Source organism: Gaetbulibacter aquiaggeris (assembly GCF_044003965.1).
Lineage (GTDB): Bacteria > Bacteroidota > Bacteroidia > Flavobacteriales > Flavobacteriaceae > Yeosuana > Yeosuana aquiaggeris.
Window position 1 is genome coordinate 277,785 of the sequence record NZ_JBAWKC010000001.1, and the last position, 22,072, is coordinate 299,856.

Below are 22,072 nucleotides of genomic sequence, written 5' to 3' on the forward strand. Positions count from 1 at the left end.
AATAATTAATAATATTATATTTTATAATTAAGAAGCTGAGAAAATATATATAACCATTTGTTTTAGTTAAGACTAATTATTTAGCATAATAAGCGCTACTACAAAAGAAATATTATTTGATATGATCTAGAAATCAGGTAATTAGTATATTTATAACTTGTTGAAGTTAACCAACCCAACCAACCATATGATACCATTCTTCAGGAAAATCCGTAAAACACTTGCAGACGATAACAAGCCAATAAAATATATGAGGTATGCGGTTGGTGAAATTGTTTTGGTTGTTATTGGAATTTTGATTGCACTTCAGATTAACAATTGGAATGAATCTCGAAAAGACAGAATATATGAAATTAAAATGCTTTCCGAAATAAGCACATCTTTAAAAACCGATGTTTTCCACTTCAAAGAAATGATAAAAACATTTGATGAGTTATATGAAACATCTGATTATTTTATGGAATTAAGTAAGAAGAATATAAAGTATTATGACTCATTACTCGGCAAAGTATTCGAGTTGAATCGAAGCATAAATTATCAATATAATTCTGGGCCGTACGAAGCATTAAAATCATCTGGGATAGATAAAATATCTAATGACAAGCTTAGAAACGACATTACCTATTTATATGATTTTGAGTTACCTATCTTAGGAAATAATATTGCGCATATAACTAGAAATCATCAAAAGAATATCGAATCTATGTTAGAGATGTTCGGTGAACGTTATGTCGATGATTCTAGGGGTTATAATTCTATAGGATGGAACAATGTTCCAAAAGACCTTTTTCAAAGTCAAGGTTTTTTACAACTAATTGCTGGAGTTAGTTTTAGAGGACTTAGTGCTGGACGTCAGCTAAAATTAGCTTTGCCTAAAATCGAAAAAACAATTGAAGATATTGATAATGAAATCAAAAAATAACGAAAGCACAACACCGTGTAAAAAAATTGCTTGTTTTGTTCTTTTCCTTTGTTCCATCTTTTCTAATTTAATATATTTATGAATGGGGAAGTTCTTGCATTTTTATACGCAACTTTCCAGGCACATAAACGTTGTGCCTTCATTTATGACCCACCAATAGACAATGATAAAATTCTTTAGAAAAATTCGACAAAATCTACTCTCTGGAAATAAGTTAAGTAAGTATCTGATTTATGCTATAGGAGAAATTATTCTTGTAGTCATTGGAATACTAATCGCTTTAGGAATCAATAATTGGAATGACAAAAACATTCTTCTAAGCAAGGAAACAAGTCTTCTGATTGAAATGAAATCGAATTTAGAATCGGATTTAGAAGGTCTGAAATGGGATATTAATAAAAATGAAAAACTGTTAAAAGCCAACCGAATTGTACTTGAAAGTTTAAATAATGGCGTTTATCACGATTCTTTAAACCAATATTACACTAGGATAAAAGGAAATACTGTATTTGTTAAAAATACTTCAGCCTTTAAAAATTTAGAATCAATTGGACTAAACATTATAAAAAATGATAGTTTACGTATAAAAATCACAAAATTGTATTCAGAAGGATATCATTACATTAGGTACATAGAAGAAGTAAGAGATGAAAAATTTCAATATGAGCAAATTACCCCTCAAATTACCAAACACTTAAGATTAAGTTCTGAAAACTTATATGAACCAATTAATGCTGATGAATTATCCAAGAATAATGAATTCAAGTCAGTAATTATCTTAAACTGTGACATGAGATATTACATAATTCAAGTTTATAAAGACATTAAAAATTTGATTGTTGAACTAATTAAAGCAATTGAATTAGAGCTTAATTAAAATAACGAAAGGCTAACACCATGTATAATTAATTGCTAGTACTCGCCTACTTACGAAAATCCTTACGGATTTTCTATTCGGTTTTTATTTGCTAAATTTCGGGTTTAACCTCGCAACTAATCATACTCAAACACCTTAGCTGTAACTATATGACGACAGTACAAACTTCAAACAGATGACAATAAAATTGAATATATTTATATTTTTCAACGCATTGGTTTTATTGACATCTTGTAATGGACAGACCACTAAACAACAAGTTAAAACAGACAACATTGTAAAGGGCGACACCGTAAAACAACTTGGAAACAGCATTATGGTGATTTATCAAGACAAGAAAAATACTTATTGGTTTGGTAGTTGGGAAACAGGAGTATATAAATACGATGGAAATGAATTAGTTAATTACACAACAAAACACGGTTTGCTTAACAATAGAATTGATGAAATAAAAGAAGATGAATTTGGTAACATTTACTTTGCAAGTGCAAACGCAACATCCTCAATATCAAAGTTTAATGGAAATGATTTCACGACCTTAAAGGCAGTTCCCAGTGAAAATTGGAAACTTGAATCCACAGATATGTGGTTTAAATATTCTTATGGAAACATGAGAAAAGTATATCGCTATGATGGCATTACATTATTTGAATTGCAGTTCCCAAACCCACCAAATTTATCCAATCCATTTGATGTCTATAGCATTTATAAAGACAGAAAAGGAAACATTTGGTTTGGTACCAACCCTGTTGGAGTTTGTCGATATGATGGGAAATCTTTTAAATGGATTACAGAAGAAGATGTGACAGAATTTCGCAACGAAGGGGCAAATGGAGTGCGTTCAATTACGGAAGACAAAAATGGCGACTTTTGGTTCAACACAGAATTTCGCTATAGCGTTTACGACAGCACAACATTAAAAAGCAATAAATTTCACACAAGACACAAAAGCATAGGCGGTTTAGATGGAAAAAAGGACAGCAATTTAGACGAGTATCTTTCAACAGTAAGAGACAACGCTAATAATCTGTGGTTTGTAACCTATCGTGATGGTGTTTGGAAATATGACGGAAAGAACATTACACATTATGCAGTTCAAGATAACTCAAAAGACATTACTTTATTCAGCATTTACAAAGACAACAATGGCGACCTTTGGCTTGGAACACACGAAAACGGAGCATATAAATTCAATGGTATAACATTTGAAAAATTTGAAAAATGAGGTATGAAAAAAGAGCGACAGCATACAATGGCTATAAGTAATTGGGACATAAGTGATAAAACGAAAGTATAAACATAAAATAAAGATCAGGCTATACTGAAAATTTAGGGCGTAAAATCTCCAACTACTCATAACCGAACCGTTGGCAACAATTAAGAACAAAACAAAAAGTTTATCAAATGGAAAAAAAATGGATATTATTAACAGCAATACTAATTTTCTTAATATTTATTTTTCTCTTTTGGAGGCTGACTAGTGGTTATACTAAAAAAGGATATGGTATAAAAATGTGGAAACATTGGCCAACGAGATTATCATATTGGCAAGCTGCAATATTATATAGTATTGGTTTTACAACTTTAATAATGTTTCTTTTAAAATGGGGAAATATTTTGACTTTTTAAAAGTTTAAAAAAAGAATAACTGTAGCCAACAATGTTTATAATTCATTGCGTCTGATTTTCTATTCGATTTGTGTTTACTAATTTAGTTCCATACCAACGCAATTGACCATACCCGAACATGTTGGCAAACATTATGACTCCTCCGGAATAAAGGCTAGATAATTTTTATTAAGTTTGAGTTTGATTTTGTTAAAAACAAAACCAACTAGACCTAAAATCAACACTATGAAAAAAATTACATTTTCCTTACTATTATTCTTTATAGCTACAGTAACCTTCTCACAATCCATAGATTCTATTTTTAAATCGGTCAAATACAGAAATATTGGCCCTTTTAGAGGAGGTAGGTCTGTTGCTGCATCTGGTGTAGTTGGAGATCCCATGACATATTACATGGGAAATACCGGAGGAGGACTTTGGAAAACTGAAGACGGCGGACAGCTCTGGAAAAATATTTCGGATGGCTATTTTAAAACCAGTTCGGTTGGTGCCATAGCCGTTTCTGAAAGTGACCCAAATACGGTATATGTGGGAATGGGTGAGCATGCGCCTAGAGCCGTAATGACATCCTATGGAGATGGTGTGTATAAATCGAACGATGCAGGTAAAACATGGCTTTATTTAGGACTAAAAGAGACTCAGCATATATCAAGAATAGTTATACACCCTAAAAACCCGGATATCCTTTTTGTAGCAGCACAAGGAGCATTATATGGCCCCAATGAAGAAAGAGGCATTTTTAAATCAGTAGATGGTGGCGCCAGCTGGAGCAAAGTACTTTATATAAATAATCTAACAGGGTGTGCCGAATTATCAATGGACCATAATAATCCTTTAGTAATGTATGCTGCGATGTGGGAGCATCAGCGCTTGCCTTGGAAAGTTATAAGCGGTGGTGCCGGAAGCGGTCTTTACAAAACTGCGGATGGAGGGAAAACTTGGAATAAAATTCACGAAGGCTTGCCCGAAGAGAAAGGCAAGATGGCTATTGCCGTGAGTCGCTCAAATTCGGATAAGGTATATGCTTTAGTTGAAAGTGATTCTGACAAGGAGTTGGGTGGATTATTCGTCTCAAATAACGCAGGAAAAAAGTGGTCTAAAGTTTCCTCAGACCATAGTCTCATTCAAAGGGCGTGGTACTATATCGAGTTGTTTATCGATCCTAATGATGAGGAAAAGATATATGTACTCAATGCCAGTGCACAACGCTCAATTGATGGTGGAAAAACCTGGTCTACACTAACCGGCACACATGGAGATTACCATGATCTTTGGATCAACCCATACAACAGTAAAAATATGATCATTGCCAATGACGGTGGTGCTGCTGTATCATATAATTATGCGAAATCATGGTCTCCTCAAAACAGAATGGCTACTGCGCAGTTTTATAGGGTGAATACCGATAATCTGTTTCCTTACAACCTGTATGGAGGCCAACAAGATAACTCATCAGTAAAAATTAGTAGCATTGCTCTTGCAAGTAATGGTATAGATGAACATCATTGGTCTCCTTCTGCCGGTGGGGAAAGTGCCTTTTTAGCTTTTGACCCTGACAATCCGCGATACGTATTGGGAGGTAGTTATTTGGGAACAATTGAAATTCTAGATACTAAAGCAAATGCCAGTACCCAGATTATGGCTGCTCCTATTCAATATTTGGGCAGAGAGACTAAGGATATGAAATACAGATTCAATTGGAATGCTCCAATCATCAGGTCGCAACACGAGCCAAATACTTATTATCATGGAGCACAGTTGTTGCTGCGCACTAGAGATAATGGTAACAGCTGGGAAGAGGTTTCTCGTGATTTATCCAACAATGAAAAAGAAAAACAGGGAAAAGGTGGTGGACCTTATACAAACGAAGCCGTAGGAGCCGAAAATTATGGTACATTAACTTATGTTATTGAATCACCACACGAAAAAGGATTCATCTGGACAGCAACGGATGATGGTGTTTTGCAATTAACCAAAGATGGTGGAAAAACGTGGAAAAATGTAACTCCAAAGGGGCTTCCTGAAACTTTAATTAACGCTATTGAAGTCTCCCCTCACGATAAGGCAACTGCTTATATAGCTACAACAAGATTTAAATTTAATGACTATACTCCTGCAATATATAAAACAACAAACTATGGTGAATCATGGACCAATATCAGTACTGGTATTCCATTAGGCGCATATACTAGAGTAGTTAGAGAAGATACTAAGCGAAAAGACTTGCTTTTTGCCGGAACAGAATTAGGGATGTACATATCTTGGAATGGGGGTAAACAATGGCAACCATTTCAGCTGAATTTACCTATAACACCTATTACTGATTTGAAGGTTAGCCATGACGACTTAAGTATTGCAACCATGGGTCGATCATTTTGGATATTAGATGATTTGGGATTAATACGACAGTTTGAAGGTAATGATAAATCTTTCGTGCTACTTCAACCAGAAGATGCCGTTATAGGAAATTGGGAGAGTCAGCTAAATAGTAATTCAGACATATTTAATGGAACTGATGATTCCCAAGGTGTTAATCCTGCCAATGGTGTTGTGTTTTACTATTATTTACCTACTGCCACAAAGGATAAAGAATTGACTTTAGTGATTAAAGACAAAGACGGAAATTTAGTTAGAACCATTAGTTCTCAAGCAAATCCTGATTATTTAAAATATCCTGGTGGTCCTTCTCCTGAGCCTTTACTTTCAAATAAAGTTGGTCTTAACCGTATTGTGTGGGACATGAGATATAACAGTTTGCCAGGAGTTCCTACGGCTTATATTGAAGGATCTTTTAAGGGTCACAAGGCATTGCCAAATGCCTATACGGCTGCCATCAAGCAAGAAGATCAATTATCTGAAGCGCCATTCAATATACTGCCTAACCCATTGTATAACATAACTAACGAGGAGTACCAAGAAACTCATGATTTCACAACTAAAACTGAGGCAAATCTCACAGATATGCATAGGAGAGTTAATAAGTTAAAAGAAGTGCAAAACAAGATAGCACTCATCTTAAAGGAATTGCCCAAAGAAAAAAAATATACCGAGGTGAAATCACAAGGCGAAGCCATCATTCAAAAGCTTAAATCTTGGGATGAAGATATGGTTCAGCGCAAATCGAAGGCATATGACGATGTAGAAAATTTCCCGAATAAATTCACTGCTGAATATCTTTTCCTTATGAACCAAAATGATAGTAGTTTACCCAAAGTAAGCCAAGCATCAAAGGACAGACTCGTTGAGCTTAACAAGCAATGGGAAGTATTAAAAAGTATATCAGAAGAACTTATAAATAATGTTATTCCAACTTATAATAAGCTACTTTGGGATCATGGTATTGGGGCGCTTCAAACAAAATAGAAAATACGGATGTGAAAGAGGTATACAACAACGGCTATTGTTCACTGCGGCGGAATAGTTCTGCCCAACCATTCCACAACGAAACCATAGCTAAGACCATTGGTTGGGGGTGATTAAACATTATGATAATTCGAAAAGCAAACACCCAGGATTCCCCCATTATTTCTGAACATCTATTCTTAGCAATGGAAGATCTTTTGTATGAATTTATTGGAATAAAAAATGAGATGAAAGCAAAGGAGTTTTTATTGTACTTTGTTGAAAAGGAAAACAATCAGTATTCATTTCAAAATTGTTTTGTAGCTGAAGATAAGAATGAGATTTTGGGCTCTATTAATATTTATGACGGAGCTAATTTAGAAGCGTTGAGAGCGCCCATCGTTCAGTATATTAAAAAGCACTTTAACATAAATTTTAATCCTGAAAAAGAAACACAGCAAGGTGAATATTATATTGATACATTTGGGGTAAGCCCAAATCAACAAGGAAAAGGCGTAGGAACTAAAATATTACAATACATAATTAAATCTTACACAATCGAAAATCAACAAACACTGGGTCTATTGGTAGGTGAAAAAAATCCTGGTGCTGAAAAATTGTACCTGAAATTGGGATTTGAATGTGTGGGAAGAAAAGTGTTAACTGGAAAGAAAATGAAACATCTTCAAAGGAAACCTTAAAATGAATAGAAAAAACAACGACCAAAATGACTATAATTAATTACTAGTTCTCTCCATTGTTAAGAAAACCCTCATGGATTATGCTTTTTTATTTGGCATTTAAAGCTTATTCAAATATGGATAAAAAATAATAAGATCCTTCTAGCGACTTTAATTTATGTCTTTATTTATGAATTTTTTGGGTTCTCAAAAATTTATCGGACTTTTGATTTTAAGTATTTAATTAGTGGAATTATAACATATTTCTTAATAGAGCAGATTATTAAAAAACAAGGCTCAAAAATGTATAAAATATGACAACTTACTAATCCACTTTTTAAAAAGTAATCATTAATTATAATATGAAATATAACAAATACATCAAAGATTCGATTTTGGTTTCTGAAATTGGACTTGGTGCATGGCAGTTGGGACATAATTCCGGTTGGCAGAGCATGACAGAAAAGGAGGCGGTGGAACTTGTTGAAAAATCATTGGAATACGGCATCAATTTTTTTGATACGGCACCAAATTATGGACATGGAACAGGCGAAGAGAGGCTTGGTAAAGCGCTTAAGGGTATTGATAGAAATAAAATCGTCATCAATACAAAATTCGGACATACGGATTCAGGCACCACTAATTTTAATTCAGATTATATTCGGGAGTCTTTAGAGGGTAGCCTTAAAAGGTTACAAGTTAATTATGTTGATTCGCTCATTATTCATAATCCACCTACTGCGTATCTAGACGGTAATAAAAACGCCCATTACGAGATCCTTGAACGATTAATTGAAGAGGGCAAAATAAAAGCATATGGAGCCTCTTTAGACACATACAAGGATATGAAGCTGTTAATGAATACTACAAACGCTAAAGTGATTGAAGCCTTTTTCAACATCCTACATCAGGATGCCGCACAAGCATTTGCTATGGCTCTAGAAAATGAGGTTGGTATAATTGCTAAAATTCCTCTCGATTCAGGATGGTTATCTGGAAAGTACACTGCTGAAAGTACTTTTAATGATATCAGAAGCCGCTGGTCAAGACAAGATATTCAAACAAGAGCACATCTAGTAAATCGTGTAAATGAAATTATCCAGGCAAAAGAATCGCTTGCACAAAAAGCAATTTCGTTTTGTTTGGCATATGATGCTGTGTCTACAGTGATACCAGGGAACGTAAATATCGCTCAGCTGAAAAGTAATGTGGAAAGCATAAATAACCCCATTTCAGACGAACTTTTTCAAAAGCTAGAAGATTTTTATCTAAATGAGGTAAAGCTGCTCAACCTTCCGTGGTAAACATAAGCAGTTAAAATTTACAAATGAAACGCTGCATTCTGCCAAACGCAGCTTATTCAAACCGTTAAACGAATACTTCTAAAAATTATCGGTTTCTTAAAGTAACTTTTATATTTTACTACCTTTGGTTTTTAAAAACAACGCCATTGAAATTCACCTTTAATAAAAAAGAAAAGCTAAAAAGCAAAAAACTCATTGATACCCTTTTTTCTGAAGGGCAGTCGTTAAGCGCTTTTCCTTTGCGTCTGGTTTACATATCAACCCCCTTTGATGATGGCGTGCTTTTTAAAACAGGCGTTTCAGTTAGTAAAAAACATTTTAAGCGTGCGGTAGATAGAAACAGAATAAAACGTCTTATGCGTGAAGCTTTTAGGTTAAACAAAGCTCATTATTTTGACAACATTTCCACGCCGTATGCGTTTATGATTTTGTATATTGGTAAAGAAATACCAACGTTAATGCAGCTTGAAAATAAAATGGCTCAGTTATTTTATAAATTTTCAAAAGTAACCTCAAATATGACACCCTTAGAAAATGAAGCAGATTCTTAAAAAAAAGATTGTTATCCTTTTATTGGCCGTTACTGTTTTTATAACCGGAACCGCCTTTCAAAATGACTTTTTTGAAATAGCGAAACAAATAGAAATTTTTACAACTCTATTTAAAGAGGTCAATATGAATTATGTTGACGACACCAATCCTGGTGATTTAATGGATACAGCTATAAAAAGTATGTTAAAGGATTTGGATCCTTATACTAATTTTATGAATGAACAGGATGTTGAAGCGGCACGTATAAATAATACCGGTGATTACATTGGAATTGGAGCTAAAGTAAGAACACTGAATGATAAATTAGTTATTGTAGAACCCTATAAAGATTATCCCGCAGACAAGGCTGGTTTAAAAGCGGGTGACGAAATTATAAAAGTAGGTAACATCCTCCTGGAAAACTATAAAGATGATGCTGGTGAGTTGTTAAAAGGAGCACCGGGAACAACGGCTGAGGTTACCTATAAACGCCAAGGCAATACAAAAACAGCCACTATTAAACGCGCTGAAGTGGAAATAAAAGCCGTGCCTCATTTTTCAATGATTAACGAAAAAACAGGGTATATTGTTTTAAGTCAGTTTAGTGAAAAAGCGGCTTCTCAAACCAGTTATGCGGTTAGAGACTTAAAAGCCCAAGGAGCTAAACGCCTTGTTTTGGACCTGCGAGGAAACCCTGGTGGATTGGTTAATGAAGCCATTGATATTGTAAACATGTTTGTTCCTAAAGGGCAGTTGGTAGTTACAACAAAGTCTAAAGTTAAAAAATACAATCGCACCTATTTCACACAAAGAGAGCCGATTGATACAGAGATTCCTTTAGTAGTTTTAATTGATGGCAATAGTGCCTCAGCAAGTGAAATTGTATCCGGTTCTTTACAGGATTTAGACCGAGCGGTCATTGTGGGCTCAAGAAGTTTTGGAAAAGGACTGGTGCAACGCCCTAAACTTTTAACTTATGGCACGCAGATAAAAATTACCATTTCGCGCTATTATACGCCCTCTGGCAGATGTATTCAGGCTTTAGATTATTGGCACCGAAATGAAAAAGGTGAAGCCGTGCGTGTAAAACAAGAAAACTATAATGAGTTTAAAACCAAAAATGGGCGTAAAGTTTTTGATGGTGGTGGTGTGTTTCCTGATGAAGAGATGAATAGTTCAAAAAATACGGCGTTGACCAAGGCTATAGAAAATAATAATCTAATTTTTGATTATGCCACCAATTTCTACTATAAAAACAAAGTGGAAAATATTGATGCTTTTAAGTTGGCCGCTTCAGATTTTGATGACTTTAAAAACTTTTTAAATACCAAGAACTTTTCTTTTGAAACGAATACCGAAAAAGCCCTCAAAAAAGCCTTTGATGAAGCAAAAACAGAAGATTTAGACGACGATATTAAAAGTGATTATAATATGCTGATTTCTAACTTAAACAAGTCCAAATTAGCGGGTTTAGACATTAACAAAGATTACCTCTTAGAGCTTTTAACGGAAGAAATTGTCAAGAGATATGTGTATAGAGAAGGATTATATGACTATTTCAAACAACACGATCCTGAAATAAAGAAAGCAACTGAAATTCTTGGAAGCCCAACTACTTACTTAGAGTATTTAAGATGATTTGAGCATCAATTGAATAATTAAAAATAGTATATTTAAAAAATTATTATGTGCCTCAGTAATGAATAAATTGTTTCTATCCATCATATTAATTGGTCAATTAACTGTTTCTCAAAATAAATTAACCCACGAAGTTTATTTTGAAACAGACAAATATGACGTACCTGTAACAGAAGAAAACCGCTTGTTATTGTTTATTTCTTCCCTTTCAGATATTGATATAGAATCTATTTCAATTTATGGTTTTTGTGATGATATTGGAGCTTCAGAATATAACTTAAAACTTTCTCAAGATCGTGCCAATGCTATTAAAGCCATTTTTGCTAATAATGAAATAAGTGAATCATTAATAAGTAATGTTGATGGCAAAGGGGAAATTCTTTTAAAAATTGTTGATGAAAAGGACCTCATAAAAATTAGGGGATTGAATAGGAAGGTAGAAATAATCATTAACCCTAAACCACCTAAAACAATTCAAGAAAAACAAACGGAAGCAGCTGTAATAAAGAAAGATGTACCCGAACAGATAAAGGGGAATCTTAAAATTGGAGATAAAATAGTCTTTGAAAATATTTTGTTCAAAACCGGATACAGTACTATGGTGTCTGAATCAAAACCCGTATTAGAGGCTATTGCTAAATCTTTAGTAGAAAGAAAAGATATTTATTTTACTATTCAGGGACATGTCTGCTGCACGCAATATAGTAGAGACGCGGTTGATAGAAAAACAAAAAAAAGAAATTTATCCGTGGCGCGGGCTAAATTTGTTTATGATTATTTTGTTAAAAAAGGTATTAATCCAAAACGTATGAAATATGTGGGGTTAAGACGTTTGTTTCCCTTAGGAGGTGATCCAAAGGATGACCGCCGTGTTGAAATTCTAATTACTTACGTAAAAGAACCATAACATAAACGCCTTTTTATTTTGAGTAAAAAATTCATAATATGTTTCTTTTCTCTCTTGGCTCTGAGTATTACTGGCTTTTCTCAAAACACCCTTATTCCTGATCCTAATTTTGAACAAGCTTTAATTGATTTGGGTCATGATAGTGGTCCTTTAGATGGGATGGTTCCAACCAGCAATATTAGCTATTTAACTTCTTTAGACGTGCAAGCTAAAAACATATCTGATATTACAGGTATTCAAGATTTTATAGGATTAACTCAATTGTTTTGTGGCTCTAATTCAATCACCACTATTAATGTGTCTCCTCTTATTGATTTACAGATTTTTTGGTGCTCAAATAATGAACTTTCTGCTTTAGATGTTAGCAAAAACACTAAATTAATTTCTTTAGTTTGCGACAACAATCAATTAACTAATTTAAATGTTACAAACAATCCGGCTCTTAATGTGTTGGTTTTTGAAACGAATCAAATAACCACTATTGATGTTTCTATAAACAGCACACTTACAACTTTTAATTGCAGTAATAACTTTTTAACTAGTTTAGATATTAGTAATAATAACAACTTAGTAAATCTTAATTGTAGTATTAATCAAATTAGTGATTTAGATATATCAAAAAACTTGATTCTTATTACCCTTGATTTAAGCTTCAATCTGTTAGAAGTGCTAGATTTATCATTAAATAATCAAATCACGGAAGTAATTTGTAGGGATAATAATTTATGTCAAATCAATATAAAAAACGGTAATAATAATGCGTTAAACGCATTTGACTTTTCAAACAATCCTAACTTAAGTTGCGTGGTTGTTGACAATCCTTCTGGGAATCCTTCTTCCTGGATCCCAACGTCGTTTACAAATTATACATACTCTATTAATGATTGTAAAGCTTTTGTTAATGTAGATTCTCAAGATAATTTTATTGGTGCTACTTATATCTTACCTAATTTAACTTATGGAAGTTATTTTACTGGTTCTGGAGGAACAGGAATTAATTTGTCTCCAGGAGATTTTATAAACACCTCACAAACTATTTTTATATATAACGAGACCTTTTGTGATAGTAATGAAACCAGTTTTAGAGTAATAATTACCGAAGAGCCTTTTTATATTCCGAAATATTTTACACCAAATAATGATGGTCATCACGATTTTTGGGTAGTCAAAGATTTTTTAAACAATATTAAAAACATTGCGATTTTTGACCATTACGGGAAATTGCTTAAGTCTTTAGGCCCTAATATAGGTTGGAACGGTTCTTTTAATGGGAAACCAATGGAAACTAATGATTATTGGTATGTCATAACCCTACAAACAGGTGAAGTATTAAAAGGACATTTTACATTAAAGCGATAAGGTTATTAATGTTTGATCATGGCAATATGTGGAATATCATCTTCTAAATATTCCTCACCAACTTCCTGAAAGCCTAAATTATTATAAAAAGATTTTAAATAAGCCTGTGCTGAAATCTTAATATAAGTCTCATTATAATGCTGCTTTATTCCCTGAATTGAAGCCTTCATAATATCATTTCCATATTTATAGTGGCGCTGGTCTTTGGCTACTACCACCCTACCAATACTCGCTTTTTCAAAATAATCGCCAGGTTTAAAAAGGCGTGTATAAGCAATAATAATGTTTTCCTTTACACCAATAACATGAAGTGCTTTTTCGTCTTTACCATCAATATCTTGATATACACAATCTTGTTCAACCACAAAGACCTCACTGCGCAATTGTAAAATTCTATACAGCTCTTGTTTTGAAAGTTCCTCAAAAGTTTTTATTTGTATATCTATCATAATTAAAACCTATAAAATTATATGATAATCAATCTTGAACAATGACATCTTTTGGTCCACATTTTCCGAATTCAGGTTGAATATTCACATGATTAATTTTGAACTTATGAAATAAAAGTTCTTCAATTTCATTCAAAACTTCATCAAACTGAGATAAAGTAATATTCTCATGAAAATCAACATGGGCTTCAAAATGGGTTTCATCCTCATTCAATTGCCACACATGTACATGATGAACATTTTTTATTTGCTCTAGTTCTTGAACTTCTTTAACAATATCTTGAATTGGTATGTTTTCTGGAGCAAATAACATCAGTACATGAAAAGAATCCTTTAATAAATCAAAACCAACCCACACTAAATACAAGGCTATAATAAGAGTTAAAACGCTGTCTATCCAGTAAATCTCATAAAATTTCATCAATAACCCTCCTATTAACACCGCTACACTAGCTAACATATCTGTTAATAAATGTAAATAGGCTGATCGCATATTCATATTTCTTTCTGAATCTTTTTTTAATAATAATACACTCAGTCCGTTAACTATAATCCCTAATAATGATAGCCAAATAACCAAGCCTGATTTAATTTCATGTGGGTGTTGAAATCTAATAGTAGCTTCTTTAATTAAAAGGATAGCAACAATAATTAAAGTTGCCGCATTAACAAAAGCAGCTAAAATTTCTGCACGCTTATAACCAAATGTTTTATGTAAAGAAGCCGATTTTTTTGATAAAACAGTTGCTATATAACTAACCATAAGAGATATTACATCTGTGAAATTGTGTAACGCATCGCTTAATAATGCTAAACTTCCAGAAACTAAACCACCTATTACCTGAGCAACAGTGATAAGAATGTTTAATAAAATAGAAATAAAAAGATTTCTTCCTTTAAGTTGTTTATGGGAATGCTGATGGTTGTGCGTGTGTAAATTACTCATTTAACAAGAAGTAGGGATCTTATTTACACGTGCCTGATGACGCCCACCTTCAAATTTAGTTTCAAAAAAAGTATCAACCATTTCTATAACTTGTTGAAGTGCTGTAAAACGAGCTGGAATAGATAAAATATTAGCATTATTATGTTGTCTTGCTAAAGCTACAATCTCTTTATTCCAACATAAAGCTGAACGTACACCTTGATGTTTATTTGCTGTCATATTAGCACCATTTCCACTTCCGCAAATAATAATTCCAAAGTCCGCTCTTTTTTCTTCAACATCTGAAGCAACAGGATGAATAAAGTCTGGATAGTCTACACTATCTGTAGTATCAGTACCATAATTTTTTATAGTATAACCTTTTAATTTTAAATGTTTTATAATTTCAAATTTATACTCAACACCAGCGTGATCATTGCCAATTGAAATAGTCATAATATATAATTTTTAAGAAGTAAAGGTAATAAATATGTCTTATAATTTTAGTTTATAACACTATTCATTATCTGTTCATAACTGTTTATAATTAATTAAAAGTAAAATGGTTTTAATTCAAAAAAAAATACAATCAAAAACTTGAAAAGAATGACCTAATTTTTAATATTTTTTTATATAAAAGTTGTTACACTAATTTTATATGATACCAACATAAAAAATAAAAATACTTATAACAAAACATCTTATATTTTTAGTTATTAACAACGGTTAATATTAAATATAAAACACCTTAAAATGAATATTTTAAAGAAATATAACTTGTTCATTAACTATTAATAGAAGGTAAATAAATTGATATCAAAATAAAATGTAAAAAAGTTATTGCACATATTAACAGACTATAATAACCATCATTATTTTTTTAAATTTTAAAAAGAAATTAATAATATAATATATAATGTGGATAAGTTAATTTTAACTTAACATAACGTTTAAAAAATATGTTTTAATATTTAAAGTGTAACTTTGTAAAAAATAAATAGCTAATCTTCTCCTAAAAAAGAGCTATATAATAACTCAATTTCCAGTATCTTAGGAAATTAATATGATTACAAAAAATTTAAATGACAAGACATAAAAAACAGAAATCATCTCAAAAGATTTCTAACCTTACAAATACAATTCTAAGTATTTTAAAAAAAGATAGAAACCAAAGTTTTAACTATAAACAAATTGCTTCTAAACTAGGAGTTAATGATGCCAGTAGTCGAAACCAAATAATAAAAAAATTACATGCTTTAGCAGCTCAGAAAGAAATAGAGGAATTTGAACGTGGTAAATTCAAAGCTATTGTTACTACGGAATACCATTCAGGAATTTTAGACTTATCTGTAAAAGGATCTGGTTATGTTATTTGTGATGATTTTGATGAAGATATTTTTATAGCATCCAATAATATAAATAGAGCCTTAAATGGTGATGAAGTTGAGTTTTACGTTTATAAAAGACGTAAAAGAGGTAAGATGGAAGGAGAAATAACGCAGGTTATTAAGCGAGCTAAAAGTGAATATGTAGGAGTTATTCAAGTACATAATAATTATGCCTTTGTAATACCTGATAGTAATAAAATGTACAAAGATATTTTTGTACCTATTAATAAAATAAATAAAGCGGAAGATGGTGATAAAGTGTTGGTTTCATTAGAAGACTGGCCAGAAAATGCAGATTCACCTAATGGAAAAGTGTTACAGGTTTTAGGTAAACCGGGAGAACATAATACAGAGATTCATTCTATTTTGGCTGAATACGGATTACCTTATGAATTTCCGCATGAAGTTGAAAATTTTGCTGATACTTTAGATACGTCTATTACAGCTGAAGAAATTGCAAAGCGCAGAGATATGCGAAACGTTTTAACCTTTACTATCGACCCTAAAGATGCTAAAGATTTTGATGATGCTTTATCTTTTAAAATTTTAGATAATGGACTCTATGAAATAGGGATTCACATTGCAGATGTGTCTCATTATTTACAAGAAGGAACTATACTGGATGATGAAGCTTATGAACGCGCAACCTCTGTTTATTTAGTAGATAGAGTAGTGCCTATGCTTCCTGAAGTATTATCAAACAACGCATGTTCTTTAAGACCACATGAAGAAAAATACACCTTTTCAGCAGTCTTTAAAATTAATAACAAAGCTGAAGTAAAAGAACAATGGTTTGGTAGAACAGTTACTTATAGTGATGCTAGGTTTGCTTATGAAGAAGCGCAAGCAATTATAGAATCAAAATCAAATAATATACCTCAAGAGGTTTCTTTGACTGGTGAGCCATATCAAACGTCACCAGAAATAACACAAGCTGTCTTAAAGTTAGATGAACTAGCTAAAATCATGCGTAAAAGGCGTATGAATGAAGGTGCTATATCATTTGATAAAGTGGAAGTGAAGTTTGATTTGGACGCAGAGGCTAATCCTGTAGGGGTGTTTTTTAAAACAACTAAGGATGCTAATAAATTAATTGAAGAATTTATGTTACTTGCTAATAAGAAAGTGGCAGAATTTATAGGTAAACAATCCCCTAAAAAAACCTTTATATATCGTGTACACGACGAACCGGACGTCAGTAAACTTGCTACGCTGCAAGGGGTGGTATCAAAGTTTGGTTATAAATTAAATTTTAAAGATAGAAAAACCACAACAGCTTCGTTAAATAATTTATTACAAGAAGTAGTTGGTAAAAAAGAACAAAATTTAGTTGATACTTTAACTATACGGACCATGAGTAAGGCAGAATACACCACTCATAATATAGGTCATTATGGTTTAGCGTTTGATTATTACAGTCATTTTACATCTCCAATTCGTCGTTACCCTGATGTGATGGCCCATCGTTTATTACAATTATATCTGGATGGAGGGAAATCTGTTAATGAAGATATTTATGAAGATAAATGCAATCACTCCAGTAATATGGAAAATTTAGCTACTAAAGCGGAGCGTGACTCTATAAAATATATGCAAATACGTTTTATGGAAGATCATAAAAACGAAGAATTTTTGGGAGTTATTTCCGGAGTAACAGATTGGGGAATTTATGTTGAAATTATTTCTAATAAGTGCGAAGGAATGGTAAGTGTTAGGGATATTAAAGATGATCATTATGTGTTTGATGAAGGTCAATATGCTTTAGTTGGTAAGACCACAAAAAACATGTATCAACTTGGTGATGAGGTGATTGTAAGAGTTAAAAACACTGATTTAGTTAAAAAACATTTAGATTTTAATTTAATTGGTAAAAAAGAGGAATAATTATTGATACCATGACGTTATATAAAAAAATAAAAACATGAAACGCTTATTGACATTATTAGTATTTGTTTATGCTGTATCCTTATCAGCACAAAATTCCATTGAAAAAACCATAGGTGAATTTACTGAACTTAAAGTTTTTGATTTAATAGAAGTTGAAATGATAAAATCCAACGAAAATAAAATTACTATTTCAGGAAAAAACAATAAAGATGTTGTGGTAAATAATAAAAATGGAAAGCTGAAGATTAAAATGAATATTGAAAAGCTTTTTGATGGCAACAACACTAAAGTTATTTTGTATTATACAGCTGTTGATGTTCTTGACGCTAATGAAGGGGCAAAAATTTATTCTAAAGATGAGATAAAACAATTTGAACTAGATTTAAGATCACAAGAAGGAGGCTCTATCAATATTTTTTGTGATGTTTCATATTTAAATGTTAAAGCAGTAACGGGTGGTATTGTAGAAGTCTCAGGGAAGTCTAAAAAGCAAGATGTTTCTTTATTAACTGGAGGGATTTTTAAGGGGGAAAATAATGAGACTGAAAATACGGAAGTATCTATCAATGCCGCAGGTGAGGCTTATGTAAAAGCAAGTAAAGTGGTTGATATAAAAATAAGGGCAGGAGGAGATGTTTTTATTTATGGCAACCCAGAAACCGTTAATGAAAGTAAAGTATTAGGAGGCAGAGTAAAACGAATGAATTAACTATCGGAAAAAAGATATTAAAAAAAGCTTGTTTTTAACAGGCTTTTTTTATTGTAAAAAATGAAATCAAATCCAAATCAATAATAATCTATATAATATTTCTTTACTTTGTATAAACGCATAGAAATTTATGTTTGAAGATATTATAAGAGCAATTCCTTTTGGTGTGATATTAGCCTTCACTATAGGACCTGTTTTTTTTGTGCTTCTTGAAACCAGCGTTACAAAAGGGTTTAAGAGCGCCTTAATATTTGACCTAGGTGTTATGTTTGCGGATATTTTATTTATTCTTGTGGCTTTTTATAGTACCAACAAATTGTTAGATAAAATAAAAGATGATCCTAATTTTTTGGTTTTTGGTGGTGTTTTGTTAGTTGTTTATGGTTTTATTTCATTTATAAAAACCTCTAAATCTTTCAGAGATATTGTTAAAGAATATCATAGAATTGACATTCAAAAAAAATATGGTAAATTATTTTTAAAAGGTTTTTTACTTAATTTTATTAACATTGGCGTCTTATTGGGCTGGGTTGCTTTTATAGTTTTAGCTAATTCTTTAACAGACAATAAAGAAGGGGTCATTGTATTTTTATCAACCATTTTAATAGTCTATTTTTTAATAGACCTGGTTAAAATAGCCGTTTCTAAAAAATTAAAGAATAAACTAACCCCACGAATTATTTTTAAAACAAAAAAAATTATAGCCTTAGTCATTTTAGGCTTTGGTGTTTTACTTTTAGTACAAGCTTTTTTTCCTAAAGAAAAGGAATTGATCAAAGAAAAGTTTGAAAAGATTAATATTATAAAAGAAAAACCCTCAGATTGATCTGAAGGTTTTTTGAGGCGTCGAGCGGATTCGAACCGCTGTAGAAGGTTTTGCAGACCTCTGCCTAGCCACTCGGCCACAACGCCATTTTCTGACTGCAAATATAAAAAAAAATAGAGTTTTTCTGACTATTATTTACTTTTTACGTTTATCGGTCATTTTAATCGTTACTTTTTCAACATCACCCCCAATAGGTGGGTTTAATTTACTTACCCATACAGTTGCTTTGTTTACCAGATGAGCTTCTTTAAAAATTCTATCTAAAATACGTTTACCCACGGTTTCTAAGAGATAAGCAGGTTTACTCATTTCGTCTCTTACAATACGGTTTAATAAAACATAATCAACAGTATCAATAAGTTTATCAGATTTTGCAGAGGTTTCTAGGTTGGCTTCAACTTTTAAATCTACGCGATAATCACTACCTATTTTTGTTTCTTCCCGAAGACAACCATGATGCGCAAACACACGTATGTTTTCAACTTTTATAATTCCCATAGTATGGCTTTTTAAGTCATCAAAATTACCTAATTTTACACAATATTTTTTGATTAATAGGTATCATTTAAAATCATAAACTAGCTACTGGCTATTATTTTATGTCTGAAGAAAAAAAACCACTAAATTTTTTAGAGCAAATCATTGAGGAAGATTTGGCTAATGGAATGGACAAAAACGAATTGCGTTTTCGTTTTCCACCAGAACCAAATGGCTATTTGCACATTGGCCACACAAAAGCTATTGGCATTAGTTTTGGTTTGGGTGAAAAATATAATGCACCTGTTAATCTGCGTTTTGATGATACAAACCCGGCGAAAGAAGAGCAAGAGTATGTTGATGCGATTAAAAAAGACGTATCGTGGTTGGGATATACGTGGGACAAGGAATTATATTCTTCAGATTACTTTCAACAGCTTTTTGATTGGGCTGTTAAATTAATTAAAGAAGGAAAAGCGTATGTTGATTCTCAATCTTCAGAAGCTATGGCTGAACAAAAAGGAACACCAACACAACCAGGAGTTGATAGTCCATTTAGAAACAGAAGTGTTGAAGAAAATCTTGATTTGTTCAACCGTATGAAAAATGGTGAATTTGAGGAAGGGTCGCATATTCTTAGAGCAAAGATTGACATGCAACATCCCAATATGTTAATGCGTGACCCCATCATGTATCGCATTTTAAAAAAGCAGCATCACAGAACGGGTGATACCTGGTGTATTTACCCTATGTATGATTGGACACACGGAGAAAGTGATTATGTAGAATCAATCTCACATTCATTGTGTTCTTTAGAATTCAAACCCCATAGAGAGCTTTATGATTGGTTTTTAGACCAGGTTGTAGCTGACGGCACTGTTAGGCCTAAGCAACGAGAGTTTGCGCGCTTAAACCTTAGCTATACCATTATGAGCAAAAGAAAGTTGCTCCAATTGGTTGAAGAAGGCGTTGTAAAAGGGTGGGACGATCCGCGAATGCCTACTATTTCTGGTTTGAGACGCAGAGGATATACGCCCACGGCTATTAGAAAGTTTGTGGAAACGGTTGGAGTTGCTAAGCGCGACAATGTGATTGATGTGTCTCTTTTAGAATTTTGTATTCGTGAAGATTTAAACAAAATAGCACCACGTGTGATGGCGGTTTTAGATCCTGTAAAGTTAATTATTACCAATTATCCTGAAGGAAAAGAGGAGTGGTTGGAAGCCGAGAATAATCAGGAAGATGAAAAGGCAGGCTTTAGAAAAGTGCCTTTTTCAAAGGAATTATATATAGAAAGAGATGATTTTAAAGAAGTCGCCAACAGTAAATATTTTAGGCTGGCATTAGGAAAAGAAGTACGTCTTAAAAATGCTTATATCATTAAAGGTGAAAGCGTTGTGAAGGATATGAATGGAAATATCACCGAAATACATTGTACTTATGATTCTGATAGTTTAAGCGGAACAGGTACCGAAGCCAGTTTAAGAAAAGTAAAAGGCACTTTGCATTGGGTTTCAATAAAACATGCCATAAAAGCAGAAGTAAGAGAGTATGACAGATTGTTTATGGATGAATCTCCAGACAGTCATCAAGACAAAGATTTTATGGAGTTTATCAACCCAGATTCTTTAAAAATTATTGAGGTTTATGTGGAACCAAGTTTATTAGAAGCCAAGGTTGGAGATAGGTTTCAGTTTCAGCGCTTAGGCTATTTTAATGTTGATGACGATTCTAGTGAAAAGTTATTGATATTTAATAAAACGGTAGGGTTACGTGATACCTGGGCAAAACAAGAGGAATCCACTCAAACCTCAAATAAATCAATATCAAAAGAGGGTCAAAATCAAGTAAAAAACAACCAAAATCAACGACAAAGACAGGCTTTGGATGTCATACAGCAATTAGGTAAAAAGTACACTAATTTACCTGAGGCTAAACAACTTAAGGCGAAAGCTGAAATTCAGGAACTTGCTAAAAATGTGAGTTATGAGGATTTGGAGCCCTTGTTTTCAACAGCGGCAAAAAAAGTTGGAACCAGAATTGCCACGATGATTACTTTAGGTGTTTTACTTAAAAAGGGTCTTAAAAAAAATGCTGAAATAGAGGCTTTTATTCAGAAAGGATTAGATGATAAGGACGCCCTTTTAGTGGCTGAGGCTTCTGCTGTTTAAATTGAAATATCGTTTTAAACTGTTGATTTACAAAATGCTAAAAAGTATTGA

Annotated in this window: 18 protein-coding genes and 1 tRNA gene; 14 read left to right on the forward strand and 5 right to left on the reverse strand. The window is 32.5% G+C overall.

Annotated features, from left to right (window positions below):
• Positions 1-187: 187 nt before the first annotated feature.
• From V8G56_RS01085 to V8G56_RS01130, 10 genes are all read left to right on the forward strand, one after another.
• Positions 188-922, forward strand: coding sequence for a DUF6090 family protein (locus V8G56_RS01085; RefSeq protein ID WP_395436595.1), 735 nt, complete (start codon positions 188-190; stop codon positions 920-922).
• A 163-nt stretch (positions 923-1,085) separates the two neighbouring features.
• Positions 1,086-1,799, forward strand: coding sequence for a DUF6090 family protein (locus V8G56_RS01090; protein WP_395436596.1), 714 nt, complete (start codon positions 1,086-1,088; stop codon positions 1,797-1,799).
• Between the two features lie 175 nt (positions 1,800-1,974).
• Positions 1,975-3,024: a ligand-binding sensor domain-containing protein gene (locus tag V8G56_RS01095; protein ID WP_395436597.1), complete on the forward strand. Its 1,050-nt coding sequence runs from the start codon at positions 1,975-1,977 to the stop codon at positions 3,022-3,024.
• A 629-nt stretch (positions 3,025-3,653) separates the two neighbouring features.
• Positions 3,654-6,791, forward strand: a complete 3,138-nt coding sequence (locus V8G56_RS01100; RefSeq protein ID WP_395436598.1) for a glycosyl hydrolase — start codon at positions 3,654-3,656, stop codon at positions 6,789-6,791.
• 122 nt (positions 6,792-6,913) lie between these two features.
• Positions 6,914-7,471 (forward strand): GNAT family N-acetyltransferase, encoded by a 558-nt coding sequence (locus V8G56_RS01105; RefSeq protein ID WP_395436599.1) that lies wholly within the window; start codon positions 6,914-6,916, stop codon positions 7,469-7,471.
• Positions 7,472-7,812: 341 nt separating this feature from the next.
• Entirely contained in the window at positions 7,813-8,754 is a 942-nt protein-coding gene (locus tag V8G56_RS01110; protein ID WP_395436600.1) for an aldo/keto reductase, read from the forward strand.
• A gap of 146 nt (positions 8,755-8,900) precedes the next feature.
• On the forward strand, positions 8,901-9,305 hold the full coding sequence (rnpA, locus tag V8G56_RS01115; RefSeq protein ID WP_395436601.1) for a ribonuclease P protein component: 405 nt from the start codon (positions 8,901-8,903) through the stop codon (positions 9,303-9,305).
• Entirely contained in the window at positions 9,289-10,923 is a 1,635-nt protein-coding gene (locus V8G56_RS01120; protein WP_395436602.1) for a S41 family peptidase, read from the forward strand. The genes rnpA and V8G56_RS01120 overlap by 17 nt, the downstream gene beginning before the upstream one ends.
• Positions 10,924-10,984: 61 nt before the next feature.
• Positions 10,985-11,830: an OmpA family protein gene (locus V8G56_RS01125; protein ID WP_395436603.1), complete on the forward strand. Its 846-nt coding sequence runs from the start codon at positions 10,985-10,987 to the stop codon at positions 11,828-11,830.
• A gap of 18 nt (positions 11,831-11,848) precedes the next feature.
• A complete protein-coding gene (locus V8G56_RS01130) occupies positions 11,849-13,189 on the forward strand; it encodes a T9SS type B sorting domain-containing protein (RefSeq protein ID WP_395436604.1) in 1,341 nt (446 codons plus the stop codon).
• A 5-nt stretch (positions 13,190-13,194) separates the two neighbouring features.
• Here V8G56_RS01130 and V8G56_RS01135 read toward each other — a convergent pair whose 3' ends face one another.
• The 3 genes from V8G56_RS01135 to rpiB are packed head-to-tail and all read right to left on the reverse strand — an operon-like array spanning position 13,195 to position 15,019.
• Positions 13,195-13,638 (reverse strand): GNAT family N-acetyltransferase, encoded by a 444-nt coding sequence (locus tag V8G56_RS01135; RefSeq protein ID WP_395436605.1) that lies wholly within the window; start codon positions 13,636-13,638, stop codon positions 13,195-13,197.
• Positions 13,639-13,666: 28 nt separating this feature from the next.
• Complete coding sequence (locus tag V8G56_RS01140) at positions 13,667-14,584, reverse strand: cation diffusion facilitator family transporter (RefSeq protein ID WP_395436606.1); 918 nt, start codon at positions 14,582-14,584, stop codon at positions 13,667-13,669.
• A complete protein-coding gene (rpiB, locus tag V8G56_RS01145; RefSeq protein WP_395436607.1) occupies positions 14,585-15,019 on the reverse strand; it encodes a ribose 5-phosphate isomerase B in 435 nt (144 codons plus the stop codon). It lies immediately after the preceding gene.
• Positions 15,020-15,645: 626 nt separating this feature from the next.
• Between rpiB and rnr the strand changes: the two genes are divergently transcribed.
• The 3 genes from rnr (at position 15,646) to V8G56_RS01160 (ending at position 19,373) form a co-directional block, all read left to right on the forward strand.
• A complete protein-coding gene (gene rnr, locus V8G56_RS01150) occupies positions 15,646-17,835 on the forward strand; it encodes a ribonuclease R (RefSeq protein WP_395436608.1) in 2,190 nt (729 codons plus the stop codon).
• Between the two features lie 37 nt (positions 17,836-17,872).
• Positions 17,873-18,547, forward strand: a complete 675-nt coding sequence (locus V8G56_RS01155) for a head GIN domain-containing protein (protein ID WP_395436609.1) — start codon at positions 17,873-17,875, stop codon at positions 18,545-18,547.
• Positions 18,548-18,677: 130 nt separating this feature from the next.
• The gene (locus tag V8G56_RS01160) at positions 18,678-19,373 is read left to right on the forward strand and encodes a LysE family translocator (protein WP_395436610.1); all 696 of its coding nucleotides are present in this window, start codon (positions 18,678-18,680) and stop codon (positions 19,371-19,373) included.
• A 15-nt stretch (positions 19,374-19,388) separates the two neighbouring features.
• Here the strand turns inward: V8G56_RS01160 and V8G56_RS01165 are convergent.
• Both V8G56_RS01165 and folB read right to left on the reverse strand, forming a co-directional pair.
• A tRNA-Cys gene (locus tag V8G56_RS01165) sits at positions 19,389-19,459 on the reverse strand.
• Between the two features lie 49 nt (positions 19,460-19,508).
• Positions 19,509-19,871 carry a dihydroneopterin aldolase gene (gene folB / locus V8G56_RS01170; RefSeq protein ID WP_395436611.1) on the reverse strand — a complete coding sequence of 121 codons (363 nt, stop codon included), beginning with the start codon at positions 19,869-19,871 and terminating at the stop codon, positions 19,509-19,511.
• Between the two features lie 101 nt (positions 19,872-19,972).
• Between folB and V8G56_RS01175 the strand changes: the two genes are divergently transcribed.
• Positions 19,973-22,021, forward strand: a complete 2,049-nt coding sequence (locus tag V8G56_RS01175) for a glutamine--tRNA ligase/YqeY domain fusion protein (RefSeq protein ID WP_395436612.1) — start codon at positions 19,973-19,975, stop codon at positions 22,019-22,021.
• Positions 22,022-22,072 lie beyond the last annotated feature (51 nt).